27 protein-coding genes and 1 tRNA gene are annotated in these 26,862 nt (G+C 56.2%); 17 read left to right on the forward strand and 11 right to left on the reverse strand.

The window, feature by feature from the left end; translation table 11 throughout:
- Positions 1-22: 22 nt before the first annotated feature.
- Positions 23-1,300, reverse strand: coding sequence for a hypothetical protein (locus Pan97_RS21710; protein ID WP_144976276.1), 1,278 nt, complete (start codon positions 1,298-1,300; stop codon positions 23-25).
- A 473-nt stretch (positions 1,301-1,773) separates the two neighbouring features.
- On the opposite strand from Pan97_RS21710, the gene bcp reads away from it, so the two are divergent.
- Complete coding sequence (bcp, locus tag Pan97_RS21715; protein WP_144976277.1) at positions 1,774-2,250, forward strand: thioredoxin-dependent thiol peroxidase; 477 nt, start codon at positions 1,774-1,776, stop codon at positions 2,248-2,250.
- A 69-nt stretch (positions 2,251-2,319) separates the two neighbouring features.
- On the opposite strand, the gene Pan97_RS21720 is transcribed toward bcp, so the two are convergent.
- Positions 2,320-2,393 (reverse strand) — tRNA-Val (locus Pan97_RS21720).
- A 430-nt stretch (positions 2,394-2,823) separates the two neighbouring features.
- On the opposite strand from Pan97_RS21720, the gene thrS reads away from it, so the two are divergent.
- The 3 genes from thrS to Pan97_RS21735 all read left to right on the forward strand — a co-directional run bounded on the left by thrS (position 2,824) and on the right by Pan97_RS21735 (position 6,689).
- Positions 2,824-4,833, forward strand: coding sequence for a threonine--tRNA ligase (thrS, locus tag Pan97_RS21725; RefSeq protein WP_144976279.1), 2,010 nt, complete (start codon positions 2,824-2,826; stop codon positions 4,831-4,833).
- 283 nt (positions 4,834-5,116) lie between these two features.
- Entirely contained in the window at positions 5,117-5,659 is a 543-nt protein-coding gene (gene infC / locus Pan97_RS21730; protein ID WP_144976281.1) for a translation initiation factor IF-3, read from the forward strand.
- 184 nt (positions 5,660-5,843) lie between these two features.
- Positions 5,844-6,689 (forward strand): glycosyltransferase, encoded by an 846-nt coding sequence (locus Pan97_RS21735; RefSeq protein WP_165698904.1) that lies wholly within the window; start codon positions 5,844-5,846, stop codon positions 6,687-6,689.
- Between the two features lie 4 nt (positions 6,690-6,693).
- On the opposite strand, the gene Pan97_RS21740 is transcribed toward Pan97_RS21735, so the two are convergent.
- The 3 genes from Pan97_RS21740 to Pan97_RS21750 all read right to left on the reverse strand — a co-directional run bounded on the left by Pan97_RS21740 (position 6,694) and on the right by Pan97_RS21750 (position 9,195).
- Positions 6,694-7,209 (reverse strand): hypothetical protein, encoded by a 516-nt coding sequence (locus tag Pan97_RS21740; protein WP_144976285.1) that lies wholly within the window; start codon positions 7,207-7,209, stop codon positions 6,694-6,696.
- Positions 7,210-7,310: 101 nt separating this feature from the next.
- Positions 7,311-8,654, reverse strand: coding sequence for a glycosyltransferase family 4 protein (locus Pan97_RS21745; RefSeq protein WP_144976287.1), 1,344 nt, complete (start codon positions 8,652-8,654; stop codon positions 7,311-7,313).
- Positions 8,655-8,661: 7 nt separating this feature from the next.
- Entirely contained in the window at positions 8,662-9,195 is a 534-nt protein-coding gene (locus Pan97_RS21750; RefSeq protein WP_144976289.1) for a hypothetical protein, read from the reverse strand.
- A 289-nt stretch (positions 9,196-9,484) separates the two neighbouring features.
- On the opposite strand from Pan97_RS21750, the gene rpmI reads away from it, so the two are divergent.
- The 5 genes from rpmI (at position 9,485) to Pan97_RS21775 (ending at position 14,988) form a co-directional block, all read left to right on the forward strand.
- Positions 9,485-9,691, forward strand: coding sequence for a 50S ribosomal protein L35 (rpmI, locus tag Pan97_RS21755; protein WP_144978584.1), 207 nt, complete (start codon positions 9,485-9,487; stop codon positions 9,689-9,691).
- 134 nt (positions 9,692-9,825) lie between these two features.
- A complete protein-coding gene (gene rplT / locus Pan97_RS21760; RefSeq protein WP_144976290.1) occupies positions 9,826-10,182 on the forward strand; it encodes a 50S ribosomal protein L20 in 357 nt (118 codons plus the stop codon).
- A gap of 107 nt (positions 10,183-10,289) precedes the next feature.
- The gene (gene pheS, locus Pan97_RS21765; protein WP_144976292.1) at positions 10,290-11,321 is read left to right on the forward strand and encodes a phenylalanine--tRNA ligase subunit alpha; all 1,032 of its coding nucleotides are present in this window, start codon (positions 10,290-10,292) and stop codon (positions 11,319-11,321) included.
- Positions 11,322-11,396: 75 nt separating this feature from the next.
- Positions 11,397-13,412, forward strand: coding sequence for a phenylalanine--tRNA ligase subunit beta (gene pheT / locus Pan97_RS21770; RefSeq protein ID WP_144976294.1), 2,016 nt, complete (start codon positions 11,397-11,399; stop codon positions 13,410-13,412).
- 55 nt (positions 13,413-13,467) lie between these two features.
- Entirely contained in the window at positions 13,468-14,988 is a 1,521-nt protein-coding gene (locus tag Pan97_RS21775; protein ID WP_144976296.1) for a carboxypeptidase M32, read from the forward strand.
- A 13-nt stretch (positions 14,989-15,001) separates the two neighbouring features.
- Here Pan97_RS21775 and Pan97_RS21780 read toward each other — a convergent pair whose 3' ends face one another.
- Positions 15,002-15,271, reverse strand: a complete 270-nt coding sequence (locus Pan97_RS21780; RefSeq protein WP_144976298.1) for a hypothetical protein — start codon at positions 15,269-15,271, stop codon at positions 15,002-15,004.
- A gap of 81 nt (positions 15,272-15,352) precedes the next feature.
- On the opposite strand from Pan97_RS21780, the gene bshB1 reads away from it, so the two are divergent.
- The 4 genes from bshB1 (at position 15,353) to xerC (ending at position 18,479) form a co-directional block, all read left to right on the forward strand.
- Positions 15,353-16,057 carry a bacillithiol biosynthesis deacetylase BshB1 gene (bshB1, locus tag Pan97_RS21785; RefSeq protein ID WP_196782181.1) on the forward strand — a complete coding sequence of 235 codons (705 nt, stop codon included), beginning with the start codon at positions 15,353-15,355 and terminating at the stop codon, positions 16,055-16,057.
- A gap of 192 nt (positions 16,058-16,249) precedes the next feature.
- Complete coding sequence (locus Pan97_RS21790) at positions 16,250-17,170, forward strand: hypothetical protein (protein ID WP_196782182.1); 921 nt, start codon at positions 16,250-16,252, stop codon at positions 17,168-17,170.
- A 49-nt stretch (positions 17,171-17,219) separates the two neighbouring features.
- Positions 17,220-17,525, forward strand: coding sequence for a hypothetical protein (locus Pan97_RS21795; RefSeq protein WP_144976302.1), 306 nt, complete (start codon positions 17,220-17,222; stop codon positions 17,523-17,525).
- Positions 17,526-17,540: 15 nt separating this feature from the next.
- A complete protein-coding gene (gene xerC / locus Pan97_RS21800) occupies positions 17,541-18,479 on the forward strand; it encodes a tyrosine recombinase XerC (RefSeq protein ID WP_315861151.1) in 939 nt (312 codons plus the stop codon).
- On the opposite strand, the gene Pan97_RS21805 is transcribed toward xerC, so the two are convergent.
- On the reverse strand, positions 18,476-19,264 hold the full coding sequence (locus tag Pan97_RS21805) for a DUF4261 domain-containing protein (RefSeq protein ID WP_144976303.1): 789 nt from the start codon (positions 19,262-19,264) through the stop codon (positions 18,476-18,478). The two genes, xerC and Pan97_RS21805, sit on opposite strands and share 4 nt — an antisense overlap.
- Before the next feature lie 270 nt (positions 19,265-19,534).
- Here Pan97_RS21805 and Pan97_RS21810 point away from each other — a divergent pair, with 270 nt between their 5' ends.
- The 4 genes from Pan97_RS21810 (at position 19,535) to Pan97_RS21825 (ending at position 23,640) form a co-directional block, all read left to right on the forward strand.
- Entirely contained in the window at positions 19,535-20,509 is a 975-nt protein-coding gene (locus Pan97_RS21810) for an NAD(P)/FAD-dependent oxidoreductase (protein WP_144976305.1), read from the forward strand.
- 341 nt (positions 20,510-20,850) lie between these two features.
- Positions 20,851-22,323: a potassium/proton antiporter gene (locus tag Pan97_RS21815; RefSeq protein WP_144976307.1), complete on the forward strand. Its 1,473-nt coding sequence runs from the start codon at positions 20,851-20,853 to the stop codon at positions 22,321-22,323.
- 84 nt (positions 22,324-22,407) lie between these two features.
- Positions 22,408-22,746, forward strand: a complete 339-nt coding sequence (locus Pan97_RS21820) for a TfoX/Sxy family protein (RefSeq protein ID WP_144976309.1) — start codon at positions 22,408-22,410, stop codon at positions 22,744-22,746.
- A 6-nt stretch (positions 22,747-22,752) separates the two neighbouring features.
- Complete coding sequence (locus Pan97_RS21825) at positions 22,753-23,640, forward strand: aldo/keto reductase (RefSeq protein ID WP_144976311.1); 888 nt, start codon at positions 22,753-22,755, stop codon at positions 23,638-23,640.
- On the opposite strand, the gene Pan97_RS21830 is transcribed toward Pan97_RS21825, so the two are convergent.
- From Pan97_RS21830 to Pan97_RS21845, 4 genes are all read right to left on the reverse strand, one after another.
- Entirely contained in the window at positions 23,635-23,961 is a 327-nt protein-coding gene (locus Pan97_RS21830) for a cupin domain-containing protein (protein ID WP_144976313.1), read from the reverse strand. The two genes, Pan97_RS21825 and Pan97_RS21830, sit on opposite strands and share 6 nt — an antisense overlap.
- The gene (locus Pan97_RS21835; RefSeq protein WP_241676329.1) at positions 23,952-24,722 is read right to left on the reverse strand and encodes a metallophosphoesterase; all 771 of its coding nucleotides are present in this window, start codon (positions 24,720-24,722) and stop codon (positions 23,952-23,954) included. The genes Pan97_RS21830 and Pan97_RS21835 overlap by 10 nt, the downstream gene beginning before the upstream one ends.
- Before the next feature lie 206 nt (positions 24,723-24,928).
- On the reverse strand, positions 24,929-25,783 hold the full coding sequence (locus Pan97_RS21840; RefSeq protein ID WP_144976317.1) for a CheR family methyltransferase: 855 nt from the start codon (positions 25,781-25,783) through the stop codon (positions 24,929-24,931).
- Positions 25,774-26,844: a protein-glutamate methylesterase/protein-glutamine glutaminase gene (locus Pan97_RS21845; RefSeq protein ID WP_165698905.1), complete on the reverse strand. Its 1,071-nt coding sequence runs from the start codon at positions 26,842-26,844 to the stop codon at positions 25,774-25,776. Before Pan97_RS21845 ends, Pan97_RS21840 begins: the two co-directional genes overlap by 10 nt.
- Positions 26,845-26,862 lie beyond the last annotated feature (18 nt).

Genomic DNA, 26,862 nt, shown 5'->3' on the forward strand with positions numbered 1-26,862 from the left:
GACGGCCCAGATGGCTGCGAGCCTATTGGCCGTCGAGCGCTTCGCCCAGCATGCCCTTCAGCGAGTTCATCACTTCGGCCACGTAGGCCGTGATCACGAGCGAGTACTCGTTAAACTCTTCGACCGTATCGATCAGTTCGCCATCAAAGACCAACTCGATCTCGGTCTCGAACAGCTCTTCATCTTCGAGCACGATCGTCAGTACGACGTCGCCATCGACAGGGTCCCCTTCGCCACTGAGCGAAGCAGCACCTGTCATGCGATTGATGTCGATGCCATTCCAATTGATGCCGCCGATCATGATCTCAAAAACGTCGTTCACGCCCGGCAGGACGATACCCACTTGGAATTGGCCCAGGTTAAAGACCGGAGGCGGCGGTGGATTTTCATCGTCATCCGGATCGGGGTCGATAACAATATCACCGTCACCGTTGCCAGACCCATCGGGCTCGATCCAAGCCTCGGGATAGTTGGACGGGAACGAAACGTTCTCGTCCAGGTAGGACTTGCCATAGTTGGTAATGAAATGGCTGAAGTCCGCCAGTCCGACCGCGTACGACTTATTGAAGTCGGCAAACCACTTCAGGCCGTCGGTGGCCGATTCCGTCGTTTGACCGTACACCTGAATGAACTGGGCAAAGTCCGCCAGCCCAATCTTTTGGTCTTCATTGAGGTCGTAGATCACCGGCAAGATGCCCAGTTCCGGCATCGGATCGGCCGTCGTGGTGACCTGCTGCCCGGCCGACAAGGCCGCGAGGTTGTCGCTGGCCAGTTCGAGCGAATGCGGTCCCACGCTGCCGGTATCGAAGTCCATCCGAACGTTGTCGCCCAACTGGGGGACGGCCTGGAAGTGGACGCGAGCAAAGAGAACGCGATCGGCGTCGGTCAGCGAAACGCCGGCGGTCGTGGCGTGAATGTCACGAACCTGACCGGCCTGGTCATCGAGTTGGAACGAGCCAGGGCCTTCAAACGAGCGACCGAACTCGACGTCGACGGCGGATGTCAGATCAGTGCGATACCCCAGGTCCAACGTCATGTCTTGAATGTCGACCGGCTCTTGCCCTTCGCCACGCAGCCAGACTTCCACGACGAAGCGGTCCCACTCGTGAGTTTGAGCCATCCCTTCGGGCAGCACGTGCGTGCGGTCGGCGACTAGATCGTCGGGACGCGATTCATTGGAGAATACCGCGAACTCGACCATGACAGCAGAATCTCCGGCCAGAAGATCCTTGCGCTCCAACGTCTGGAACGCCGACCTTCGCCGAGAGAGAGCATTCGACCTGATTTGACGAGAATTCATCCGCCTCTTCTCGAAATCACACGTGGTTTGATCACCAGCGGATCTACCTTGGGGTAAGGAGAACGCTCGTCATCAAGAAGGAGTTGTGAATGGACAGGACTGGCTTGAACACGGGCAATCAAGCCAAGGAGGGATTGGGATGTTCCGATTGAGCGTTCGCGAATCGAGCAAGCACCAACCAATCCACCCTTGGCCACTTGCCGGCAGTCATGAGTTCGCGAGTTGCCCCAACGACGAACCATAACTCATTCGCTACCCCCTCTGTTATATACAACTCATAACCCGAAAAAAACCAATAAGTGTCGGAATCATTCAAGATTTTCAATGGATTGTCCGACATCCGGTTTGACTTTTTGATATGGTCGGTTGCGCGCAAAGCGGTTTGCGGTTCATGACTTAGGTCAATTGCCGAGTGCGCTAAATTCCACACTTCGAGGCATTTCGCCTCACTATAGCCCTAAGGAGTGAGTTTAATGGCAGAATGGGTTGAAGCTGGCTCTAAAGCCCCCAGTTTTACATTGACGGCGGACGATGGCTCGAAAGTGAAGCTGGGCGACCTCAAAGGCTCGATCGTCGTCCTCTACTTCTACCCGAAAGACGACACCCCTGGCTGCACTAAGGAAGCTTGCGCCTTTCGTGATCGCCAAAGCGAACTGGTAAAACACGGCGTCAAGGTACTTGGGGTAAGCCCTGACGACAAGGACAGCCACGTCAAGTTCAAAGAGAAGTACAAGCTCAACTTCCCGCTGCTGGTCGACAAAGACCACAAGCTGGCTGAGAAGTACGGTGCCTGGCGCGAGAAGAACATGTACGGTAAGGTCACCATGGGCATCCAGCGCAGCACCTTCCTGATCGATGCCGACGGCAAGGTGGCCAAGGTCTGGAAACGCGTCCAGGTCGACGGCCACGACGCCAAGGTGCTCGAAGAAGTGAGCAAACTGAAGGGCTAAACAGGCACCAAGCTGAAGCCATTAAAAAAGGGAACCCATGGAAAATGGGTTCCCTTCTTTGTTTTTGAGTGGGCGATACAGGATTCGAACCTGTGACCCCTACCATGTCAAGGTAGTGCTCTAACCAACTGAGCCAATCGCCCTTTCACGCTTGCGTGTGCAAGCATATATCTGTGATTCACCCCCGGAGAGGTTAACCAAACGCGTAGTTTGGCATTAGAACCGTCGAATCGTCAAGGGGCTAGAACGAAAATTGCGATTATGCCCCCTCACTCAAGCTGCTTATCTCGCAGAAGGTTCACGTTAATTCGCCGGAGGATTGCGAACCTGGACTTTTCCTGACGCGCAACTTCAGGCAATCTATACGCTTCTTGCGGTGAACCCGCCAGGCACAAGCGGCGTCTCTAACCACAGATTAGGAGAGCCGCGCCGCTGGCAGAAGGTTCGCCTCGGCGGATGATCGCTTCGACGACCTCATCTGCCCGATCCATCCTCACGGTTTTAGTGACATCCTTTGTTTCGATGTCCTCGTGAGCCTGGAAATCGCCATTTGGATAAGAAACCAAATACACCATGCTCGAGGTCATTCTTCCCGACGGATCCAAAAAAGAATTCGATCACGCAGTCACCCCCATGGAGGTCGCCGCCGACATCGGTCCTGGCCTGGCCAAAGCAACCTTGGCCGGCGAAATCGACGGCCAAGTCGTGGGCTTCGATACCAAGCTACCTGAAGAAGGGAGCGTCAATCTGCGGCTGCTGACCAAGAAGGACGAGGAAGCTTTAGGGGTCATGCGGCATAGTTGTGCCCATATCATGGCCCGAGCCGTCATGCGATTGTTTGACGGGGTACAACTGGCATTCGGTCCGACCATCGAAGGGGGCTTCTACTACGACTTCGATCTCGAGCACAAGCTTTCCGAAGAAGACTTCCCGGCGATCGAAGCCGAAATGAAGAAGATCATCAAGGAAGACGAACCGTTCGAACGTATCGAACGCAGCCGCGAAGAATCGCTGCAGGTCGTCAAAGACCTTGGCCAGCAGTACAAGATCGAGCACATCGAGACCGGGCTCAAAGATCACGCGTCGATGTCGTTCTACCAGCAGGGCGAGTTCATCGACCTGTGCCGTGGTCCGCATATTCCACGTCCCAAAGCGATCGGTGCCTACAAGATCCTGTCGGTCGCCGGCGCTTACTGGAAAGGGGATTCCAACAATCGCCAGCTGCAGCGGCTATATGCGACTGCTTTCTTCAACAAGGAAGACCTGGAAGCCCACCTGACCAAGATCGAGGAAGCCAAACGCCGCGACCACCGCGTGCTGGGCAAGCAGTTGGACTTGTTCTCGATTAATCCGCTGGTAGGGCAGGGGCTCATCCTGTGGTCGCCTAAAGGAACCATCGTCCGCAACCTGCTGACCGAGTTCGTCGGCGAGCAGCTCAAGAAGTTCGAGTACCTTCCGGTCGTCACTCCGAACATCGGTAAGGTCGACCTGTACAAGATCTCGGGGCACTATCCTTACTACAAGGACAGCCAGTTCGCGCCCATTCATCAGGCCGAAGACGAGGAGTATCTCCTCAAGCCGATGAATTGCCCGCATCACATCATGATCTACAAGTCTCGGCCGCGCAGCTACCGTGAACTGCCGTACCGCTTGTCAGAATTCGGTACCGTTTACCGCTACGAGCAATCGGGCGAGTTGAACGGCATGACTCGCGTTCGTGGGTTTACCCAGGACGATGCCCATATCTTCTGCACCGATGAACAAGTCGAAGACGAGTTCCGCAAGTGCATCCAGATGACTCAGTACGTGCTGAGCAGCCTGGGCCTGACCGACTACCGCGTGCGATTGGGTTTCCGCGATCCCGATAGCGGCAAGTACGTCGGCAAGGAAGCCGTTTGGGATGCCGCCGAAGCCGCACTGGTACGTGTTTGCAAAAACATGGGCATCACCGCGACTGCCGAAGCGGGCGAAGCCGCGTTCTACGGACCGAAGGCCGACTTCGTGGTGAACGATTGCCTGGGGCGGGAATGGCAACTGGGTACCGTTCAACTCGACTACAATCTTCCCAGCGCCGAGCGATTCGATCTGGAGTACATCGGCAAGGACAACCAGCCGCACCGGCCGGTGATGATTCACCGTGCTCCGTTCGGCTCGCTGGAACGCTTCATGGGCGTGCTGATCGAGCACTTCGCCGGAGCGTTTCCACTGTGGCTGGCTCCGGAACAGGTACGCATCCTGACCGTCAGCCAGAAGTTCGACGAGTATGCCCAGAAGGTTGAGAAAGAACTGCTGGCGGCCGGCTTCCGCGTCAGTGGCGACTACCGCCCTGAAAAGATCGGTGCCAAGATCCGTGCCGCTCAGCTGGAACTGATCCCATACATGTTCATCATTGGTGGACGTGAAATGGAAGAAGAAGCGGTCTCAGTTCGCGACCGCATCGATGGGGACCTGGGTTCGATGAAGATCCCCGAAGCCATCGAGAAGCTGAAGGAAGAAGTGGCCAATCGCGTGGTTCGCCAGGTCTTCAAAGGATCGTCCGGCCTGGGCACCTCCGGCACGGCGACCATCAGCGAAGGTTACTAGGCAACAAACTATGGAACCATCGCCCCCAAACATGGGGGCGAGCCATGGTCAGCCACTGGAAGAGTCCAGTTCGAACCCAAGTCATTGGCCCGCCAAAGGGAACATGACCGGCCATTACCACCCGGAAAGGTGGCAAAATTCGCCGATTCCTGTTTTCGTGCGTTAACGTGGCGGTAACTTGACGATAGAATGTTTTCACTGTGGTACGATTTTACGGGTTGTCCACGGCACTATAAATTTCTCTACCCGTTTCCTAGCCTAAGAAGGATCACTAGCCATCGCCCTGCGAAATACGTCTCGCGATCGAGACCGCGACCAGAATCGCGACCAGACTCGAATCAACGATCGCATTAGAATCTCACCTATTCGAGTCATTGCTGCTGATGGAGAACAGTTAGGCGTTCTGCCCACTGATGAAGCCTTGTCCATTGCTCGAGAAGCAGGATTAGATCTGGTCGAAGTTGCCCCTGGCGCTAAGCCGCCGGTGTGCCGCATCATGGACTACGGCAAGTACAAGTACCAACAAAGCAAAAAGCAACACAAGAACCAGTCGCACCACACCAAGACGAAAGAAATTCGTCTGCGTCCCAAGACAGGCGACCACGATATCGAGTTCAAGGTCAAGCAAGCGATTAGCTTCTTGAAGCACAAAGATAAAGTCCAGGTATCGATCCAATTCAAGGGTCGCGAAATGGCTCACGTCGAAGAAGGCCATCGTGTCATGGCCCAAGTGATCGAACTTCTGTCGGAAGTAGGCAAAGTCGAATCACCACCCAAACAAATGGGACGCCGAATCATGGCGACGGTCTCCCCGAAAGCTGGCTAGCAGCGAATCTATCGAACATGAGGCTACTTCGCCGTCGAGGTAGCCTTTTTTTATGCGCCCATTCTGCCTTGCTAGCATCCATCAATGCGTACAAATGCTCTTGCTGACATAGCTTACCCTCTGGTAACGTTCCGCGTCGCAGTTGGCAAGGATGCCTCGCTGTGCCACCCTGAAAGGCAGATCCATGAATTCTTCGGTCATCATCACCACGCACAATCGGTCGTATTACCTCGACAAAGTGCTGCGCGGTTACCTCCATCAAACCGTCAAACCACACCAGGTGGTGATCGCGGACGATGGATCGACCGATGATACGCCTGAGGTGATTCAAAAGTATCAGGAACAGGCCGAATTCCCGATCGTTCATGCCTGGCAGCCCTTTGGCGGCATGCCCCAGATCAGCAAGGCCCGCAATGCGGCTACCCGGTTTTGTACCGGCGAGTACCTGATCTATACCGACGGTGATTGCATCCCTGATCCGATGTTCGTTTCCGACCATCAGAAACTCGCCAAGTCGGGCTACTTCACCCAGGGACGCCGGAACTTTCTCACCTACAAAGCATTCGAGTCCTTTCACGGAACCGAGAACACCTGGCAACTCTTCCAGCATTGGCTTAGTGGCGGACTCACCAAGCTTCACCTGCTGATCCACATCCCTGGCTTTGCGGTTCGCAGCCGCGGCATGAAGGGAATCCGCGGATGTAATATCGCGGCGTGGCGAAGCGACGTCGAAGCCATTAACGGCTGGAACGAAGAGTTCGTCGGTTTCTGGCGCGAAGACAGCGAATTCGTCACCCGGCTGATGCGAACCGGCGTCAAGCGACAGAACGCCCTCTATTCGGCGATTCTGTTTCACATGGAGCACGAGAAGTTCTTCAACCAGGAAGACTTCGACCGCAACAATGCCCTGTGGGACAAGTCGAAGACCGGTCCGATCTATATCGAAAAGGGGATGATGCCACCTCCCCGGCTGCAACCGATCACCGCCGACAACGCTGCCCCGGCCACGTCCCATAAGAAAGCCGCGTAACGCGCTACTTGGTAAAGCCGAACGTACTCTCCACGATGTAGTCCGGCGAACCATAGAAGTAGTGTGCCCCTTTCCACTGGATCACCGGGATCTCGATCTCCATGTGCTGAATATCGAGCGGAGCGCCGGAGTTCTTGCGTTTGTCGCCGTCATCGTTGGTAACGATCTTCAGCCAATACAGCGGTGCCGGCGTGATTTGATGGTCGGCGTACTGCTCAGGAACATCGATGACCTCCACCGTCGACAACTTCCCATCGGTGATGTTCGCCGTCAGTCCCCATTTGATCGCCTTGCGGTGACCCAGCCGAGCCGGATAGCCGCCGTCGTAAGGATCCTGCAAGTTGGGCAGGACATCGTCGATCCAGGCCACGAGTTTGTACACTTCATCTTCTTTGCCAGTCGCATACGCGGCCTTATAGGCCGAGACGAATTCTTCTTGCGTGGTCGGTCCCGCAGGACGACACCCAAACGCCAAGGCGCACAAACACACGACTAGTCCACGATGAAGCTGGCCGGCCATCGTTAACCTCCAAACGAAAGTAGGACTCGGTTTGTCCCTATTGAAGACTGCGAAGATGAAGATTCGTCGAGGTGAAAACAGCAAGTTTTTAAAAATAGGGGCTATGCTTTCGCTTCGCGAGCAAGCAGCGAGCGATAGATCTCAATAGTTTCGGCCGCGGCAACATTAGCGCCGAATTTCGCGTGGACCATTGCCGAAGCCGACGCACCTAGTTCTCGCAGTGCATTGCGATTGGCGAGTACCTCGGCCAGCTTTTCCGCCAGGGCAATCGGATCTTCAGGTGGCACCAAGTGACCGCCCCCGGTCGCGGCGATCAGTTCAGGAAACGCCCCATGATTGGGCTGCACCACCGGAACGCCAGCCGACCAGGCCTCCAGCACGAACAGACCTTTCGGCTCGCGGTAGACCGTCGGCACCGAGAGGACGTCGATCGAATGCAGAAAGGCCAGCTTGCCGGCCCGATCGACCGTTCCCAGGTACTCGCATCCGCCAAAGTGTCCTGAATCGCGAAGCTTGGCGAACTGCTCTTCAAGATACGGCTGTTGCTGCGGTCCGGCCCAGCCGGCGATCTTCAGTCGGGCATCTTCCAGACCGGGAATCTCCCGCAAATGCATGAACGCATCGACCAGCACGTGCAGCCCCTTTTCGGGAGCCATTCGCGCGAGATAGCCAATGGTGGGCGGGCGGTCCGACGCGTCATGCTGCTCAGGCTTCTCGGGAAAGTCACTCAGATCGATTCCCAGCGGCACCAGGTGGAATTTTTCTCGCGGAATGCCAAAGTACTCGGCCATGTAGTCGGCATAGTAATGACTGAAGACGATGAAGCCGTCGACGACTTCGACCAACTTCCGAATCTGCGCAAAGCACTGCGAGCGGTACGGCTCCGGCAGGTCGTCCATGAAGATGTCGTCCCCTTGCAGGGTCACCAGAATCGGGCAATCGACTTTCTCTTTCAGCAGCGGCGCCGTGCCGGCGATCATCATGTTGCTGAAGTTGATGACCTGCGGACGAAGTTCCTCGGAGACCCACTTCGCCAGCCGCTGGGCTTCTTTCCGCTGATTGCCGTCTTTTCCCTTTAATACCGAAAGGGTCAACGCGCCGAGCTGTTTGGCACTGGTCTCGATTCCACGAGAGGTCGCCCAGCGAATGATCCACTCCTGGTCGAGCCAGCGGGTCACCAGGCTTGGCAGAAAGCGATACCCAGGGACGTTCTGTTCCATGTAGACATTAATGCCGCCGTAGAACAGCGTCTTCTCGCTGACGTCCTCTTCGTCGACGCGAATCGGCGTATACATCGGCAGCAAATGGACGTCGTGCCCCAGGTGATGCATGGCCCGGGCAACCGTGTTATCGCGCATGCAGCTCCCACAAAACATGCCCGCCCCGCCAGCGGTCAGGTAGGCGATCGTGAGCGGGTCCGAAGATGGTTGATTCGCTTGATGCATCAGCTTGTTACCAATCGGAGGACTCGGCCAGTTTGGTTTTCGGAATGGGCAGAAACGTAACCGTCAGCCAGACGAGTCCCAACACAGTAAACCCAATCAGCCCGGCTACTCGCAGGGGGCCCTCCTTGAAGACGATCAACCCGTTGAACGCGATGAACAGGAAAAACCCCACGATCCCCTGTTCCCAGCGGGGGCTTCGTCGGGCATAGCTTAGCGGAGCGATCCACCACCACAATACATCCGCGACCCACACGACGGCCATGAAGTGGTTCACATAAACCCCGCCACCAAACCGCACGCCCAGCTTGTCATACGTCTGCTGAGCGGTGTCGGCGTAGGCCGCGGCATTACTCCAGTCGTGGTAATAATGCATGCCGGCAGCGATGTGGGCCAGGAACAAACCGCAGGCGAAAGTCCAGATGGACCGCTGAGTTCCCACATTCATGACCCACCAGGGACGCACCATTCGCAGCACGATACTGGCCATCAGAGCCAACAAGGCGAGGCGAATCGTCCAGGCAGTAATCTGGGGACCATCCATTAGGTAAGCAGGCCGCTTGCGAGGGAGTCATTGTGGGGTTCACTCCCATTTTAGGTAGGCTACGTCCAACATTCGACCTCGCCTGGGCCGATTCGCCCTGAAAACCGTATTGGTAAAACCAATTGCGACAATAAGTTGCGTCAATGGATCGACCCCAGAAGCGGTTTTTTAAAAACCTTTTCGTCCCCCTACCGCATTCGGAGGGAAATCTCTAGAATATTGGGTTTCCACGTATTAGAAGATTGTCCTCTAAAGGACATGACGTCCCAGATATTCATTGGGGATTGGCATCATGCCTAAGATGAAGACCCACAAGGGTACCAAGAAGCGCTTCCGCATCACCGGGAAGGGCAAGATCAAGCACCGTCAGTGCGGCACGAGCCACTTGGCTAACCGTATGAGCCACACGCGGAAGCGAAACCTCCGCGGCACAACCGTTCTGGCTGAAGCCGAATCGGTGGCTCTGCGCGAAGCGCTGGGCAAGTACAGCTACTAGACACCACAAAGGTCGGCACTTTGAACTGATTCACGCCGTGTGATCAATCCTCAAGTGTCTTTTTTTCAGTACGCGGGCAACAAACACCCAGTCTTAACGAGTGGGGGCCCAGTGGACGAAAGTCAGGTAATACGATGAGAACTACTTACGGCAAGGCACGCCATAAGTCTAAGAAGCGTCTTTTTAAGAAAGCCAAGGGGAATCGCGGTGGACGTGGCAATCTGCTGCGTACCGTGAAGGAAACCCTGATCCGTGCTGGCGTCTATGCCTATCGCGACCGTAAGGTCCGTAAGCGTGAATTCCGCAAGCTGTGGATTATCCGTCTCAACGCCGCCGCTCGCGAACGTGGCCTGCGTTACAGCGAATTCATCAACGGCCTGAAGAAAGCTGGTATCGTCCTGGACCGCAAGGTATTGTCGGAAATGGCAATCCACGATCCAGGTGCATTTGATGCCGTGGCCGAACAAGTCAAGGCTGCCCTGGCCGCCTAAGTGCTGGCCCACCGTGGATGGGCAGCAACCAACTCAGATGCAATAATACAAGCCGCCGAGGATGACTCGGCGGCTTGTTTCATGAACGCACCAAATTCACAGGCATCATGTCACTCAACGATTTCATCAAACAACTGGACGATCTGGTCGAAGCCGCGTCAACCCGTTTCGAGGACGCCATCAACCAGGTCGACAAAGAGATCCTCGAAGAGACTCGCATCGAATACCTGGGCGCCAAGAGTGGCAAGCTCAAGGAAGTCCAGAAGGGGCTCGGCAAAGTCTCGAAAGAAGACAAGCCGGTTGCCGGTAAACGCTTTAACGAGGTGAAGAACCGCCTGGAAGAACTTTTCCAATCGGCCGCCGACGCCATTACCGGCGGCAGTGGCAAGAAGGGGAAGGTCGAAGCGATTGATGTGACCTTGCCGGGCAAGCGTCCGCGTCTGGGGCACATTCATCCGATTACCCAGACGATTGATGAACTGAAAGACATCATGGGCCGGCTCGGCTTCTCGGCTGTGGAAGGTCCCGAGATCGAAGACGACTGGCACAACTTCGAAGCCCTCAACATTCCGCTCGAGCACCCGGCTCGCGATCCGCTGGACAACTTCTATTTGAACGTTGCTTCCACCGGCACCGGCGGCGGCAATCAATTGATGCGCAGCCAGACGTCGACGGTTCAGATCCGCGTGATGGAGAATCACAAGCCGCCGATTCGCATCGTTTCGCTCGGTCGCGTTTATCGTCCGGACGAAATCGACGCGACCCACTACGCGATGTTCCATCAAATTGAAGGTCTGCTGGTTGACACTAACGTCACGATGGCCGACCTCAAGTACGTGCTGCGGCTGTTCGCTTCGAGCTATCTCGGACACGACGTGGAAATCCGTTTCCGTCCCAGCTTCTTCCCATTTACCGAACCGAGTGTGGAAGTCGACATGCGTTGGCAAGATACCTGGCTCGAGTTCGGTGGAGCCGGCATGGTCGATCCGAACGTGCTCAAAGCCGTTGGCTACGATCCGGAAGAGGTGACCGGGTTCGCGTTTGGCTTAGGCGTGGAACGTCTTTGCATGCGACGTCACGGCATCAACGACATCCGCTATTTGTACGACAGCAACACGAAGTTCCTGGCCCAGTTCTAAACCAGGCCGGGCGCACCGTTGCCTTCCATCGCTACGAACCTCGAACACACGACCCTGTAAAGAAAAACTCTGACCATGCTCGTTTCCTGGGATTGGCTGAAGCAGTACCTCGATCTGGACGTTAGCGAAGCGGAAGTCTGCGATCGTTTGACCTTGGCCGGATTGAATTTCGACGGCTCCTCGACGGTCGACAACGACCGCTGCCTGGACTTGGAAGTCACCAGCAACCGGCCCGACTGGCTGGGGCATATCGGCATTGCCCGCGAAGTCGGCGTGCTGTTCGATCTCGACTTGAAGGTCCCTAGCGCGGACGTCTCGAAGATTACCAGCGGTGCGGCCTGCCCGATGATCGTTCAAATCGAGGACGAAGACTTCTGCCCACGGTACATCGCCCGCAGCATTACCGGGGTGACCATTGGCGACAGCCCGGCCTGGATGGTCAATCGCCTGCGCACGATCGGCATTCCCACGATCAACAACGTGGTCGATGCCACCAATTACGTGCTCATGGAAATCGGCCAGCCGCTGCATGCGTTCGACATGAACAAGCTTACCGGGGACACGATTCGCGTTCGCAAAGCGACGCACGACGAGAAGTTCCTCGCCATCGACCACCGCGAATACCAACTAACCAGCGACGATTACGTGATCGCTGATAAAAGCGGCGCCGTGGCGATTGCCGGCGTGATGGGTGGTAAAGAGACCGAAGTCAACGAACTGACGACCGACCTCTTGATCGAAGCCGCCCAGTTCGCTGCCCTGCCGGTTCGCACGACTTCGCGCCGACTGAAGCTGAAGAGTGATTCTTCGTACCGTTTCGAACGTGGCGTCGATCCCGAGATGATCGATTGGGCCAGCCGCCGCTGCTGCGAGTTGATCGTCGATACGGCCGGCGGTGAAGTCTGTGAAGGACATGTCTATGCCGGCTCCGAGCCCAGTGCTCGTCATACGGTCACGTTGCGGTTTTCGCAGATTCCCCGGATCTTAGGCATTCACGTTGCTGAGGTGGAAGTTCGCCGTATTCTGGAACGTCTGGGAAACGAAGTCACTCGGCAAAACGAGAAAGAGATCACGGTGATTCCCGCCAGTTGGCGGCGCGATCTGGATCGCGAAGTCGACCTGGTCGAAGAAGTGGCTCGTATTCATGGTTACGACCAGATTCCCGAACACGCCGGCGTTTCCCTGAGTGCCTCGCATCAGAGCGACCTGGATCGGGTGCGCAACAAGGTTCGCATGGGAATGCTGGGCATGGGATTCGATGAAACCCTGACCCGCAGCATCGTGAGCGACGTCTGGTCGAAGGCCTTCCAAGGCTGGTCCCTCGCCGAGCCGCTGACCACCAGCATGCCGATGGTCAAGGGGGAAGATCGCCTGCGTGTGAGCCTGATCCCCAGCCTGCTGGGCGCTCGACGCAACAACGAAAAGTTCAGCTACACCGACATCGACCTATACGAGATCGCCAAGGTTTACCTTCCCAAGCCGAAGGCGCTCCCGGATGAACGGTACATGGTCGGCATCACCAGCGGACGTGACTTCTTCGAACTGAAGGGAGTTATCGAAGGTCTGATTGGCATGCTCAATCCGAACGTGAGGATCACCACGATGCCCTACACCGATCCACTGTTCGCCGAAGGGCAGGGGGCTCATCTAATCGTCGACGGTACCACGATGGGTTACATCGGAGTTGTGTGCGACAAGGCCCGCAAGGCATTTGGTCTTCAGCAGCCAGCCACCGTCGCGGAGCTTGACTTGGGAGCGTTGATGAAGCTGGCCGTTCTCATCCCGCAGCATCAAGACTTCAGCACGCACCCGGCGATGAATCGCGACTTGAACTTGATCGTCGACGAAGACGTCAGCTGGTCGAAACTGCAGGACATCAGTTATTTGGCCGGTGGCGAACTCGTCGATACCGTTACGTTTCAAGAGATCTTCCGCGATCCCAGGAAGGATGGCCCCGGCAAGAAGCGGGTCCTCTTTACGGTCACGCTTCAAGCCTACAACCGCACACTCACAGGCGAGGAAGCCGACGCGACGATCGCCCAGATTTTGGCGGCCTGCGACAAGCAGACCGGCGCGAAGCTATTGGCCTAGGCAGGCCTCCTAACCCCATGGCAAACCGAAGAATCATCTAGCCCAGGCAAAGATCATGGCAGACCACCAGCAAATCTTCGATCAACTGTGCGACCACTATCGCGAAACAGCCAAGCTAGAGAACATCAATTCGCTGCTGGGCTGGGACGAACGAGTTCTTCTGCCCGAGAACGCTGGTGCTTATCGAGCCGATCAAATCACGCTCCTCTCCGGCATGATTCACGACCGGAACACCGATCCCAAGATCGGAGCCTGGCTGGAAGAACTTCACGAGTCTCCTCTCACCGAAGAGCCCAACACCCCGGCCGAAGCGACGATTCGCCGCATCAAAAGTGACTATTTGAAACAGGTCAAGTTGCCCAAGCGACTCGTCGAAGAGTTCAGCCACGCCCGAATCATCGGTCAGCAGACGTGGGTGAAAGCGCGCGCGGAGAATAACTTCGGAACGTTCGAGCCGATCCTCGACAAACTGATCAGCTTGAGCCGCGAAACGGCCGAGGCCATTGGCTACCAGGGCGAACAGTACGACGCGCTGCTCGACTTTTACGAGCCCGAAGCCAAGACGGCCCAGGTACGCGGCGTGCTTGAAACGCTGAAGGATCAACTCGTTCCGCTGGTGGCGGAAATCAAAGAGAGTGGGCGCACACCCAACATGGATATCCTGAAGCGGCACTATCCGATCGCTCAACAGGAGATCCTCGGCAAGTCGGCGGCCTCGCAAATTGGCTTCGATTTTTCGGCCGGTCGGCTCGATGTGACGCATCATCCGTTCTGCACGACGATCGGTCCCTACGATATTCGGATCACCACGCGTTACGACGAGAACTTCTTCCCCTCGGCCTTCTTCTCGACCCTGCATGAAGCAGGCCACGGTTTGTACGAGCAAGGTCTGCCGAAGAATTGGTTTGGCCTACCGCCCGGCAATGCGGCCTCGCTTGGCATTCACGAGTCGCAGTCACGGCTATGGGAAAACATCGTCGGCCGAAGCTATGCGTTCTGGAGCCACTTCTATAGCGACGCCAGGAAGATGTTCCCCGATGCCCTGTCCGACGTCCCGATTGGTGACTTCCATTTTGCGATCAATGAAGTCACTCCGTCGCTGATTCGCGTGGAAGCGGACGAAGCGACCTATAATCTACACATTATTATCCGCTTCGAGCTGGAACAGGCACTGCTTTCAGGTGACCTGCCGGTGAAAGATCTGCCAGGTGCCTGGAACGAGAAGTATACCCAACAGTTGGGCATCACGCCGACCAGCGACGCCGATGGCTGCCTGCAAGACGTCCACTGGAGCGCCGGCTTGATGGGCTACTTCCCCACATATAGCCTGGGCAATATTTACTCGGCTCAGCTACTGGAACAGGCTCGCGAAGACCTGGGAGACCTGGACGGCATGTTTGCCGCCGGAGAGTTCATGCCGCTGCTGGATTGGCTGCGCGAGAACGTCCACCAGCATGGCGAGTGCTACCCGGGTGCCGAGCTGGTCGAACGCGTTTGTGGCGATCCAATCGATTCAACCCCGTTGATTCGCTACCTTCGCGCGAAACTCGGCCCGCTTTACGGCATCGAACATTAATCGCCTACGAGTACTAGCGGTAACCCAGGTTCCGTTCAATTTGTCGAGAACGGTCGGATAGCCCTGAGCCAGGGTCTTCGGTTCGGCCGTTCCTCTTGGCGTAGGTGGCGGAGTCGACAAAGTCGTCTTCTTTATCGTCTTCATCCGACTTCGATTGATTGTCGGTAAAGTTATCGACCAGATGGGTATCCTGCTCCGGCTGCTTTGCGCCCCAGCCCCAAGTGTGGCAACCAGGGACGATGGCGATAAGAGTCAGCATGACAACGAGTGTTCGGATGGTCATGGGTGCGAAATCAGCAGGGCCCGAAAAATGAAAACTTGTGCCGTGGTAAATACCTGATAACGACTCATGGTTCCAGATCAAATGAAAACCCCCACACCGCTCGACATCCTGGTGATTGCCCCCCATCCTGACGATGCCGAGCTGGGCATGGCAGGTGCCATCCTCAAATTCAAGGCCGAGGGGAAGAAGGTCGGCATCCTCGATCTGACCTCCGGCGAGCCGACCCCGTATGGCAGCTTGGAAAAACGGGCCGCCGAAACGGCCGCTGCGACCGAGATTCTGGGGGTCGACTGGCGTGATAACCTGGGGCTTCCCAACCGCAGCCTGGAAGCGACGCTAGCAGCCCGCGAGAAGCTGGCTTCGGTCATTCGACTGCTGCGGCCGAGCTGGCTGTTCGCTCCTTACTGGGAAGACGCCCATCCCGATCACCTGGCGGCCACGCAGTTGGTCGACGCGGCCCGCTTCTGGTCGAAGCTCAGTAAGACAGACATGCCCGGCGAGCCCTTTCACCCGCAGCGAATTTACAACTACTACTGCGTCCACTTGAAGATGACTCCGCAGCCGGCGTTCGTGCTCGACGTCAGCGAGTACTGGGAACAGAAGCTGGCCTCGATCCGCTGTTATCACAGCCAGTTCATCGAAGGGCGACCGACCGAGTACCCTACGTTTCTCGACAAGTTGCACGACGAAGCATCGTACTGGGGCAAAGTAATCGGCACGCGCTACGGCGAGCCGTTCACGTCGCGCGAGCCGATCGGCATGCGCAGCATGAGTTCGCTGGTTTAGCTTGAGGAATCATGCCAGCACCGCTAGCGGCGTTAAACTTTCTCCAATTCGCGAAATCGTTTCGATTGGCCTGAAGAGCACAGGCCCACCGCGTCGATGACAGACACATCGGACCATGCGCGGCGAATGATTCGCTTAGCGCGCATGCAGCAAGTCAGGGGGGCTACCTGAATTGCTACGATTGTCACACTCGTGCGTACCTGGTTCGCCATCGCCTGTTTGACTCTGCTGTGCAGCGGCTGCGCCGCCATCCCCGAGGTGCGCGACAAGCCGATCTATCACAATCCATTTCCACAGCTGGCTCGCGTCGCGATCATTCCGTTCAACAATCAGAGCGACGTCCCGACGCTCGACATGGAAGAGGTAACGCTGGCTTACTATGGCGAGCTGCAATCGATACGTGGATTTGAAGTCGTCCCTGTTGGCGTGGTCATGCGGGCCATGCAAGCAAGCGGCAATAACGGCACCGACATCGAGCAACTGCGCGCACTCGGAAAAATGTTAGGAGCCGACGCCGTCGTCGTTGGCTCGGTGTCCGACTACACGCCCTATTATCCGAAACGTTTGACTCTCGCGATCAATTGGTACTCGACCAATCCTGGCTTCCATCCGATCCCGCCTGGCTATGGTCTGCCATGGGGAACGGCCGGCGAAGAATTCATTCCTGAATCGCACGTCTGGGAGGCGGAGTTCGCGCTGGCTCGCGAGCAACTCGCCACGCAAACGCCACAAGAGCCGGATCTTGACGATCGCATTGAAAATCCCGAGAAAAACGAACAAATCGCCGTGGAAGGCCTACCACTGAATTGGCCTGACCCAAGTGGGTTTGTTCCCGATTCACCACGCACGCAACCACCTCCGATGCTGCAACAAGATGGACCGGTCATCTCGCAGATTCGGAGCTACAGTGAAAATGACTCGGACCTGACAGAACGTGCCGAACAGTATTACTTTTTTCTGGACGATGCGCGTAATGGGGGTTGGCAGGGTTTTCTTGATCGTAGCAACGATTTCATTCGTTTCTGTTGCTACTCGCATATCACAGAAATGCTCTCTCTTCGTGGCGGTGCTGGGGAATCTCAACTGGCGATCCGATGGGGCGAAAGCCGATAACCTTCTTTACCACGGATGAGTTTAGGAATTGTCTGGGAGGCTGCCACACGTGACGGAAGAGATCAACGTACTAGCACTGGTCAAGGGTGAAGAACGCTACGTCTTTCTGTTCAGCGATCAGCGCAGGGCCGAGGCCCTTCGCACGCTGGGACGCTATGCGAGTAACCCGGACCTGAGTTTCACCTGGTACGACGCCGCCGTGCTGAGCCAGAAGATCCGCGCCCAGGCCGCCGATCAGAACGAGCCGGTCGCCAGCGATGCCGCCGTCAAGCCGCGATTCGAGTTCCCCGCCAATGGGCCGATCGATATCGGCAGTCTGGATTCCGACCATCTCGACTTCGACGAGTTCAGCTAACGCGGAGCTATCATAGTGATTGATCGCGTCGCAAATTCCTCGTCGCAGGGCTTGCGTACTGTCATTGATAGCTACCTCCGCTATCTCCAGGTCGAGCGAAACGCGTCCGACCTGACGATCAAAAGCTACGGCGAAGACCTCGACGCCTTGGCGGAATATCTCGAAGAGAGTTTCGCCCTGGAGCCTGCCCCCAGCGAAGTCACGACGCTCGATCTCCGTGGGTATGTTTCCGCCGTTTCCGAGGCAGGCTACTCCAGCAGTACCGTGGCTCGGCGATTGGCCTCGATGCGAAGCTTTTTCAAGTTCGCCCAGCGGCAACAACTGGTTGAAAAGAACCCGGCGAAGCCTCTGCGAAATCCGCGAAAGAGCCAGAAGCTTCCTCACTTTCTGACCACCGACGAAATCGGCACGCTGCTGAACGCTCCACCGCGTTCTTCTTCCGCTGGAATTCGTGACCGGGCAATGCTCGAAACCACCTACAGCGCCGGGCTGCGCGTGAGCGAACTGGTCGGCATCAACGAGAACGACCTCGATCTTCGCGACGGACTGGTTCGCGTCCGCGGCAAAGGGCGCAAAGAACGGCTGGCTCCACTTGGGTCGTACGCGCTGGTGGCCCTGGAAAAGTGGCTCGACATTCGCCAACTCAGCCCCAAGAGTGAGAAGCTGAAAGAGCGTCCTGTCTTTCTCAACAAGTTCGGCAATCGCATCACGACACGAAGTGTCGGGCGGATGCTTGAGAAATACTTGAAAGAGTCGGGGCTCGATCTAAGAACCAGCCCCCACACGCTGCGGCATAGCTTTGCGACGCATCTGTTGGATGCCGGCGCCGACATTCGCAGCGTACAGGAACTTCTGGGGCACAAGAGCCTGGTCACCACGCAGATCTATACCCACTTGAGCACGGCGACCTTGAAGGGTGTTTATGAGCTGGCTCATCCGCGCGCCAAAGCTTAAGAGTGCAGACCGAACTGCGAGTGCCCCGTCTGGGGCGAAAACTTCAGACGCATGATCGGACACTCGTGTCCAAAGGGGGACTGCTCGAACGAGATGCGAATTCGCTCTTGGGCGTCATCCCCAATCGTGTGGCCATCTTCGATCACCGGTCCGTTTTCCAGCAGGTAATCGGCCAGGCCATAAAAGCGTTCGCACAGATCGGCAGGCTCGTCGGTGGCATCTTCGGTGACAAAGTCCATCACGTCGAGCGACTGCAGCCCACGCGTGAAGCCGACCGTCGTTCCGTCTTCGTTTTTCCCCAGAAAGACAGCCACCCAGATGCACAGCGGCAACTCGGCCGGTAGGGCTTCTAAGGCAATGTCACGAAACACATCCGGCGAAACCATCAGTCCGGCATCCCCCCATAGGATGCCAGCTGGCTGACCGCAAGCAACCACCAGCGAAGCGGTGACCATGGTCAGAAGTTGTGCTTGTTCTAGTGGCGTACCATCGCCAACTGCGGTAACAATAAGATGAGTCTTGTGATCTTGCAACTCTTCAACCGCGTCGGGCCAGATCCATGTCTGTCGCTGAGGTGTTGCCCAGCTATCCTCAGGGATTGGTCCGGGCATCATCCCCATGGCGATACTCTGGTGACCTATATCGAAGGAGAGTGTATTCTCTTCCTTTTTGACATCCGTTGGAGATGGCAACGTCGGCCATGACGAGGCGAGATCCTCCTCGAACGCTTTCCAAGAAAGCTTGGAACCGCGATTGAGGGCGATCATCGAAAGCGAGACTCCCACGACTATCTTCCTCTCGGATTAAAGCGCGAATCGTGAACTCACTAAGTGAAATGCTACTTTTGGATTCTAAACCTTTGAACCGCAGAAACCAATGAAATTCCGATCGAGTCAAATCAAATAGTCCACCGCATAAATTCCTCCTATGAAATTCTTGACAAATCGCTTTCTTTTTTTCTCGTCGCATTAAAGTCGCTCATTATTCTGCAACTATTCCTCGTCATTTATTGAACAACAAAGACGACTCTTCTGACACGAAGAACAGGACCTCTTATGCCCACCGTTGCCATCATTGGAGCTGGAATTTCCGGAATCGTCTGTGCACGCAGGCTGACCTCTCGATTTGACGTTCGCCTGTTCGATAAATCGCGCGGTGTTTCCGGACGCATGGCGACCCGCCGTACGGGTCACGCCGACGCATGCTTTGACCATGGTGCCCAGTACTTCACGGTGCGCAGCAAGCAAGTCAAGCCGATGTTGGAAGAGTGGATCGACGACGGCATCGTTGCGATGTGGCGTGGTAATGTCAGCGTGCTTCGTCCCGGCTTCAAAATCCAGCGCGAACCAACGCCTCGCTACGTGGCCATGCCGGGCATGAATTCACTCGGCAAACACCTGGTCCGGTTTCTTGACGTCGAAACGAACACGCATATCGAAAAAGCAATTCACTCTGGTGAAGGCTGGACCTTAACCACCACCGACGGCGTCAACCACGGCCCCTTTGACGTCCTGGTGAGTACCGCTCCACCGGAGCAAACGCTGGGAATCGTCGGCAGCAAATCACCATTTACATCCACGCTTGCCAGCCAGCAGTTCGATCCGTGCTGGGCGACGATGATTCACTTCGAGCAGCCCGTTCCTGTTTCTTACGACGCCGCATTCGTACACGAGAACCCGCTGCGCTGGATTTGCCGCAACAATAGCAAACCAGGGCGAGACCCCGACCAGGAGTGCTGGGTTCTGCATGCTTCGCCAGACTGGTCGAAGGAGCACCTGGAAGAGTCTCCGGAACAAGTGACGCCCCAGCTTTTGGAAGCGTTTTCCAAAGCGATCGAGCAACCACTGGGCGCGATTTCACACGTCGCCAGTCACCGTTGGCGATATAGTGCTCCGGTCAATCCGCTGGAGGAAGGACATCTCTGGGACCCTAAGTCAAAACTTGGGATCGCAGGCGACTGGTGCTCAGGGGCAAGGGTCGAAGGCGCGATCCTCAGCGGACTTAGCCTGGCCAAGAAAATCGCCGGATAATCTCACACTGACCGGAACCGTTTCTCCCTCACCAGACATAATGGAATAGGAACACCCCCTCCCATTTCCCCGCTCAATACCCAGCAGAGATTCTTGAAGCATCACCTCTACTGGAACGGTTGGTGCTTTCACCCGAAGGCAACCCCCGTCACGATCTCGGATTGGAAATATACTCCCACGCCTTTTTGGGGTCAGTTCACCAAGGATGCCTTGGCTGGCAAGAAGTTTGAGCTGAAAAGAACGCGGTAGCTGACGTCATCTTGGCGAAATCCCCTTTCCCTTGCTTGCTCTCGGTAGGTAAGTTGAAGCCTTCCTGGGGAACCTGCAATGGAAGAGGATTCATGTTCTGGATTGACGAGGCAATGCTGGCGGCAGGGACGCTGCTGCTATTGGGAGTGATCACTAGTAAAATCTCGGCCCGCTATGGCGTTCCGATGCTGGTACTCTTCTTGGGGCTGGGCATGCTGGCCGGTTCGGAAGGGATTGGCGGGATCGAGTTCGAAGACTACGAACTCGCCCACGCCGTCGGATCGCTCGCTTTGGTGATCATCTTGTTCGACGGGGGCCTGGGCACCACGTACGCGTCGATTGCCACGGCCTGGAAACCTTCGCTGGTGCTGGCAACGCTGGGCGTACTGATCACGTCCCTGGTGACAGGCCTCGCCGCTTGTTGGATTCTAGGACTGCCCCTGCTTAGTGGATTACTGTTGGGCAGCATCGTAGGCTCCACCGATGCGGCGGCCGTGTTCTCGGTGCTGCGAACGGGCGGCTTTGCTCTGCCTGCCAAATTGAGTTCCACGCTTGAGATCGAAAGCGGTTCGAACGATCCGATGGCCATCTTTCTCACGATAGGGATCATCGAACTGTTGACCAAGGAAGTGGGCTGGGGAGGGGGTCTGCTTCTGCTGTTCGTCAAGCAGATGGTCTTCGGCGGAATGGTGGGAATCGCGTTTGGTTACGTCGCTGTTTGGGTTACCAATCGCATGAATCTCGATACGGCCGGTCTCTATCCCCTGTTAGCCACCGGGATGGCACTGCTTACCTTTGGCTTGGCGGTATATCTTGGGGGAAGCGGCTTTCTGGCCGTTTACCTGGCGGGAATCGTGATCGGCAACAATCGCGTCGTCTTCAAGAGGGGAACGCTGCTGTTTCACAACGCCCTGGCATGGCTGGCTCAGATCGCCATGTTCATTGTGCTGGGGCTACTCAGCTTTCCGAGTAACTTGATCGCCGTCGGCTGGAAGGCCCTAGGGATCGCCGTGGTTTTGATCCTGGTTGCTCGGCCAATCGCCGTGGTGGCTTGCATGTTGCCCTTTCGCTTCCGCTGGAATGAAATGGCCCTGGCCAGTTGGGGCGGGCTGAAGGGAGCGGTGCCGATTACGCTCGCCACGTTTCCCCTTCTGTTTGATTTGGATGAAGCTCCATTGATTTTTAATGTCGTCTTTTTCGTCGTGGTCGTCTCGGCCTTGGTTCAGGGCTGGTCGCTCCCGTGGGTTGCCAGGAAACTGGATTTGGACGAACCCATGCCAGGCAGCCCACCGGTTCAGTTGGAAATCCATTCGCTGCGCCATGTTGATGGCGATATCCTGGACTATACGATCGAGCCTGGTTCGCAGGCAGCCGAAAAAAAGGTCAGCGAATTGGGCCTGCCCGACGGAGCTACGATCGCCCTGATTGCCCGCAATGATGCGTTTATTCCTCCGCGAGGAACCACCACCATTCTGCCTGGTGATCACCTGATCGTGGTCGTCAAGAGCGGGGCGGGGGAGGGGCTGGACGCGATCTTTTGCGAGGCCATGCCACCGGATAATTAACGGAAAATCGATAAGGACATCACCAGCGGAACGGGTTAAGCTGATGACATCATCAGGCGTGCTTTTAACCACAGCGTCCATCCCATGGCATATAACGAAGAGATCTCCTCACGCATCTTCCGATTGCTACGCCGACGCAAAGGGCTATCCGGCAAAAAAATGTTCGGTGGGTTCGCCTATCTGCTGCACGGAAATCTTTGCTGCGGGGTTCGCGACGATTATCTCATTCTTCGCGTCGGCCCGGACGCCTATCAGCAGTTTTTGCAATCGCCCCACACTCGCGAGTTTGCTCCCGCCGGCCGGGTCATGCGAGGTTGGGTCGTGGTTGAACAAGAGGGCTTTGAAGGGGAAGATGACTTGCAGCGTCTGATTACTCAGGCCGTCGACTTTACTCTTTCGCTACCTCCCAAAGACGCCGCATAACGTGACATGATCAAACGTAAACTTGGAAAAACGGGCCTTGAGGTCACTCAGCTTGGTTATGGAACCATGGGGCTGCGAGGCGCGAATACCTGGGGCATTCGTGTCGTCGAGGATCACACGGCCGAACGATTCCTGAATCGCGTGATCGACGCAGGCATCAATTTTCTCGATACGGCTCCCGATTATGGGCAGGCAGAACAGCGTATCGGCCGGGCATTGCACGCGCGTCGTAAAGAGTTTTACCTGGCGACCAAGTGCGGATGCGACTACACCCAGCATGCCGACCACATCGAGATCAAACACGAGTGGAATATAGACGTCATCCAGCGGAATCTGGAAACGAGCCTGAAGCGACTCGAAACCGACTACGTCGATCTCATGCAGTTTCATGGTGGTGACGCGGTAACGCTGGAAAAGAACGGCCTGATCGATCAGCTGCTCGAATTCAAGCAGCAAGGCTTGATTCGGCACATCGGCATATCAAGCAAACTCCCAGATCTTACAGCCTTGATCGAATTGGGGGTCTTCGAGACCTTTCAGATTCCTTATTCCTGCCTGGCCCCTGAGCATCACGATATCATCACTGCCGCTAGCGAGTCCGGAGCCGGAATCATCATCCGCGGTGGGATCGCGCATGGAGGTCCCGATGCCGAGATTCAACGACCGAACTTAAACGACGTCTGGTCGGCCGCGAAGCTGGACGAGCTTTTGACCGATGGCATGACACGAGCCGAGTTTATTTTGCGTTTTACGCTCTCGCACCCGCACTGTGATACGACCATCGTTGGCACGTGCAACGAAGATCATCTCGAAGAAAACATCACGGCTGCTAAAAAAGGCCGCTTGAACGCCGGCTTGGTCGAAGAAACAAAAAGACGCATTGCGGCCCTATGAACCGTAGTGAAACGCGAGCCAAACGGTCTTCACGTGCGGATCGGTCGACTCCACGCGATGTTTCTGATGGGCTGGCAGATTGACGAAATCGCCTGGCTCGAGAACTCGCGGCTGATCTTCCCCTTCAATCTGTAACTGGGCAGAGCCCTGCAGCAGGACGACGAACTCGCTTTGTGGTTGGTCGTACCAATACCCGGGCGGTGAAGCATGCCCCGCGGACACAATCCGCTCGATACGTACGTTCCCGCTTTCAACCAGCGTTTGAAACCCTTCCTCAGGCAGGCTTTCCGGCAGATCGCGAAACAGATTGGTTAGGTCCACTGGTAGCTGACCTGCTTTTTGAAGCCTTCGATCTTCAATCCACCTTGGCGGTCGATCTCTAGAATTGCGAAACCGCTATTCTCCAGGCCGGACTCTTCGACCATGGCTCGTAGCGTGCAGTAATGGATGCCGTTGACCTGGTGATAGTCGTTGGCATGGCTATGCCCCTGGAAGACGGCCGTAACGTTGCCTGAATCTTCCAAAATCTTGCGCACCTCTGGCGAATTGTTGACGGCATGGTCCCCTTCGTTATCAAGCCGCTGATGCGCGAAGACGATGGTCTTTTTCTCATTTCGCTGCAGGTCGTCGGCTAGCCACTCTAACTCCTCTGGAGGCACATTGGCATCGGTCCAGATCGAGTTCTTGCGGCCGTACGGCTTGCCGTCCTTGCGAAAGCAGGAATCGAGAACGACAAAGTGATAATCGCTGCGATCAAACGAATAGTAAGACTTCTCCCGCTCGACCGCGCCGAGGAATTCCTCTTTGGTCAACGTATCGACGCAGTGATTACCCAGCACATAGTGACGATCGTGGCAAATCCCGGCAAATGGCTTGGCTATCGTTTTCAAATAGCTGAGTTCGACGTCAACGGCGTCAGCCGCATCGATGAAGTCGCCGAGTTCCACGAGAAAATCGAGACTGGAGCCGGAAAGCTTGCCCGATGCTTCGGCAATCTTATCCAGCGTTTCACGATAGTATCGCGATCCAACCGGCTTCTTGTCCGCGTAGTGCAAATCCGTCATCAGGCCGATTCGCAGCATCGGTTGCTCTCCTTGCGCATATGCCTGGCCCGCGGTGGCACCAGCCATCAAAAGAACCCCGGTTTGTAGAAACCGGCGACGGGTTTGTTCCGACGTAATAGGTGAACTTGAATGATTCGACATCGACAACCTCGCAGTGACTTCGTGATGTATGCAAGGTAGTCTAGCGGCAGGCCTATTGGCAAGGAGGAAGCGAACTTTGCGGTCTATCGGACGTAGACCGGGATGTTCGTCATGTTCGGTCGATAGAATGTCCCCCGACAATGATTTTGTGGAGCAAAATTCGGGCCGATATCGGCCAAGAACTCCTGGGCACCCACAAACAAATAGCCTTGGGGGCTCATCGTTGTGGCGATTCGCTGGAACAGATCGCGACGCACTTCTCGTGTAAAATAGATTGCGACGTTGCGACAGAAAACCATATCGAAGCGGGCCGACATACCTAGCGGCTCGAGCAAGTTCTGTCGCTGGAAGCTGCACATGGCTCGAATCTCGTCACGGACCCGCCAGCCACTACCATCGGCCAAGAAGAAACGTTGTAGCCGCTCCGGGGATACGCCACGCTCGATTTCATGGGTCGCATACCATCCGCGACTCGCCTTGGCGATGACTGCGTCGGAGATGTCGGTACCCATAATCTGAATATCCCAGCGATTCACGTCCGGAATCATTTCCGCCAAGGTCATTGCCAGGCTATAGGGCTCTTGCCCGGTGCTGCATGCCGCGGACCACAGTCGCAGACGCGTTGGAAATGCCGTTTTTTCTTTGCTGTCGATCAGCTCCGGCAGGGCCTTGTAACGCAACGCCTCGAACAGGTAGCTGTCGCGAAAGAACAGTGTTTCGTTGGTCGTGATGGCATCGACAACCTGGTTTTTCAGGCTCGCATCGGTACCCCGCCGCACTTTCTGGACAAGATCCGCGTAGCTTGTGCAGCCATGCTTCTCGACGATTTGCCCCAAACGACTTTCAATAAGATAAGACTTCGATGCGTCCAGGCAGATCCCGCACAGGTCGTTGATCAGCTCGCACACGGCATCGATATCGCCAGCAGTTACCGGCATTTGCTACCTCCTTGGACCCCGGCACTTTCGATGATCTCGTGCATATGATTCAGGGGTGTTACCTTGTCGGCCAGTCCGGCGGCGATCACTTGCCGTGGCATACCAAACACTACGCAGCTTTTTTCTTCCTGGGCGACTACCATACAGTCGTGACGCTTGAGCAAACGGCAGCCCATGGTTCCATCATCCCCCATCCCAGTCATCACGATCGCCATCGCGTCGCGGCCGTATTCATGGGCCATCGAACGAAACAAATAGTCGACCGAAGGTTTGCAGCTTCGTTCCGCGGGATCGTCGGTAATGAGAATCTCTTTGTGGCCGTTCACGGTCACGACCTTCATCTGCTTGCCGCCAGGGGCGATGTACGCATTGCCTGGCAAGATGACTTGTCCCGTCGCAGCCTCGTGAACCTTGATCTTGGATGTCCGATCCAGGTCGGCAGCCAGCGAACGGGTAAACACCGGAGGCATGTGCTGGACAATCAACAATGGAACCGAGAGAGTAGCTGTAAGCTTAGGAAGGACATGGGCAAGAGCAGCTGGTCCGCCTGTCGAGACGCCGATTCCGATAACTTTGACATGTCCCGGCTCGAAGGGACGCGTCACCGGGTCGAAGCGAATCGATTCCTCTTCTTGAGCCGGGACCGTTCCCAACTGCTTTCGCAGTCGTTCCTGTAAGACTTTGACTTTGGGCAGCAGATCCATTCTCAGCTGAGCACAACTGTCTTCGAGTTTGGACTGATTCGGCTTCAGGACGAAGTCGAATGCCCCAAGCCGAAGGGCCTGAGTGGTTGCCAAAGCGCCGTGATCGGTCATGGCACTAAGCATGACGACCTCAGGCTTGGTCTGCAGCGATTGCAGTTCGCGTAGCACTTCAATGCCGTTGAGCACCGGCATTTCCACGTCGAGCGTCACCAGGTCGGGTTGATAGTGACGGATTTTATCGAGTGCGCTTTTGCCATCCGAAGCAACGGCAACGATCTCGACACCGGGGCACTCCGACAACGTGTCCCGGACGACCTTCCTGAACAAGGTCGAGTCGTCCACAATTAACACACGCATGGTTTCCGATTCCTTTTT

The sequence above is a fragment of the Bremerella volcania genome (assembly GCF_007748115.1).
In the GTDB taxonomy this organism is placed as follows: domain Bacteria; phylum Planctomycetota; class Planctomycetia; order Pirellulales; family Pirellulaceae; genus Bremerella; species Bremerella volcania.

What these genes read in the sequence shown, in the direction of transcription:
- bshB1 (WP_196782181.1), top strand. Translation starts at nt 15,353, where the DNA reads ATGAAAACCCCCACACCGCTCGACATCCTGGTGATTGCCCCCCATCCT.
- Pan97_RS21745 (WP_144976287.1), bottom strand. Translation starts at nt 8,654, where the DNA reads ATGCATCAAGCGAATCAACCATCTTCGGACCCGCTCACGATCGCCTAC.
- pheS (WP_144976292.1), top strand. Translation starts at nt 10,290, where the DNA reads ATGTCACTCAACGATTTCATCAAACAACTGGACGATCTGGTCGAAGCC.
- Pan97_RS21825 (WP_144976311.1), top strand. Translation starts at nt 22,753, where the DNA reads ATGATCAAACGTAAACTTGGAAAAACGGGCCTTGAGGTCACTCAGCTT.
- Pan97_RS21845 (WP_165698905.1), bottom strand. Translation starts at nt 26,844, where the DNA reads ATGCGTGTGTTAATTGTGGACGACTCGACCTTGTTCAGGAAGGTCGTC.
- Pan97_RS21740 (WP_144976285.1), bottom strand. Translation starts at nt 7,209, where the DNA reads ATGGCCGGCCAGCTTCATCGTGGACTAGTCGTGTGTTTGTGCGCCTTG.
- Pan97_RS21710 (WP_144976276.1), bottom strand. Translation starts at nt 1,300, where the DNA reads ATGAATTCTCGTCAAATCAGGTCGAATGCTCTCTCTCGGCGAAGGTCG.
- bcp (WP_144976277.1), top strand. Translation starts at nt 1,774, where the DNA reads ATGGCAGAATGGGTTGAAGCTGGCTCTAAAGCCCCCAGTTTTACATTG.
- Pan97_RS21750 (WP_144976289.1), bottom strand. Translation starts at nt 9,195, where the DNA reads ATGGATGGTCCCCAGATTACTGCCTGGACGATTCGCCTCGCCTTGTTG.
- Pan97_RS21820 (WP_144976309.1), top strand. Translation starts at nt 22,408, where the DNA reads ATGGCATATAACGAAGAGATCTCCTCACGCATCTTCCGATTGCTACGC.
- Pan97_RS21835 (WP_241676329.1), bottom strand. Translation starts at nt 24,722, where the DNA reads ATGCTGCGAATCGGCCTGATGACGGATTTGCACTACGCGGACAAGAAG.
- Pan97_RS21815 (WP_144976307.1), top strand. Translation starts at nt 20,851, where the DNA reads ATGTTCTGGATTGACGAGGCAATGCTGGCGGCAGGGACGCTGCTGCTA.
- thrS (WP_144976279.1), top strand. Translation starts at nt 2,824, where the DNA reads ATGCTCGAGGTCATTCTTCCCGACGGATCCAAAAAAGAATTCGATCAC.
- rplT (WP_144976290.1), top strand. Translation starts at nt 9,826, where the DNA reads ATGAGAACTACTTACGGCAAGGCACGCCATAAGTCTAAGAAGCGTCTT.
- pheT (WP_144976294.1), top strand. Translation starts at nt 11,397, where the DNA reads ATGCTCGTTTCCTGGGATTGGCTGAAGCAGTACCTCGATCTGGACGTT.
- Pan97_RS21840 (WP_144976317.1), bottom strand. Translation starts at nt 25,783, where the DNA reads ATGCCGGTAACTGCTGGCGATATCGATGCCGTGTGCGAGCTGATCAAC.
- Pan97_RS21775 (WP_144976296.1), top strand. Translation starts at nt 13,468, where the DNA reads ATGGCAGACCACCAGCAAATCTTCGATCAACTGTGCGACCACTATCGC.
- Pan97_RS21780 (WP_144976298.1), bottom strand. Translation starts at nt 15,271, where the DNA reads ATGACCATCCGAACACTCGTTGTCATGCTGACTCTTATCGCCATCGTC.
- Pan97_RS21810 (WP_144976305.1), top strand. Translation starts at nt 19,535, where the DNA reads ATGCCCACCGTTGCCATCATTGGAGCTGGAATTTCCGGAATCGTCTGT.
- Pan97_RS21735 (WP_165698904.1), top strand. Translation starts at nt 5,844, where the DNA reads ATGAATTCTTCGGTCATCATCACCACGCACAATCGGTCGTATTACCTC.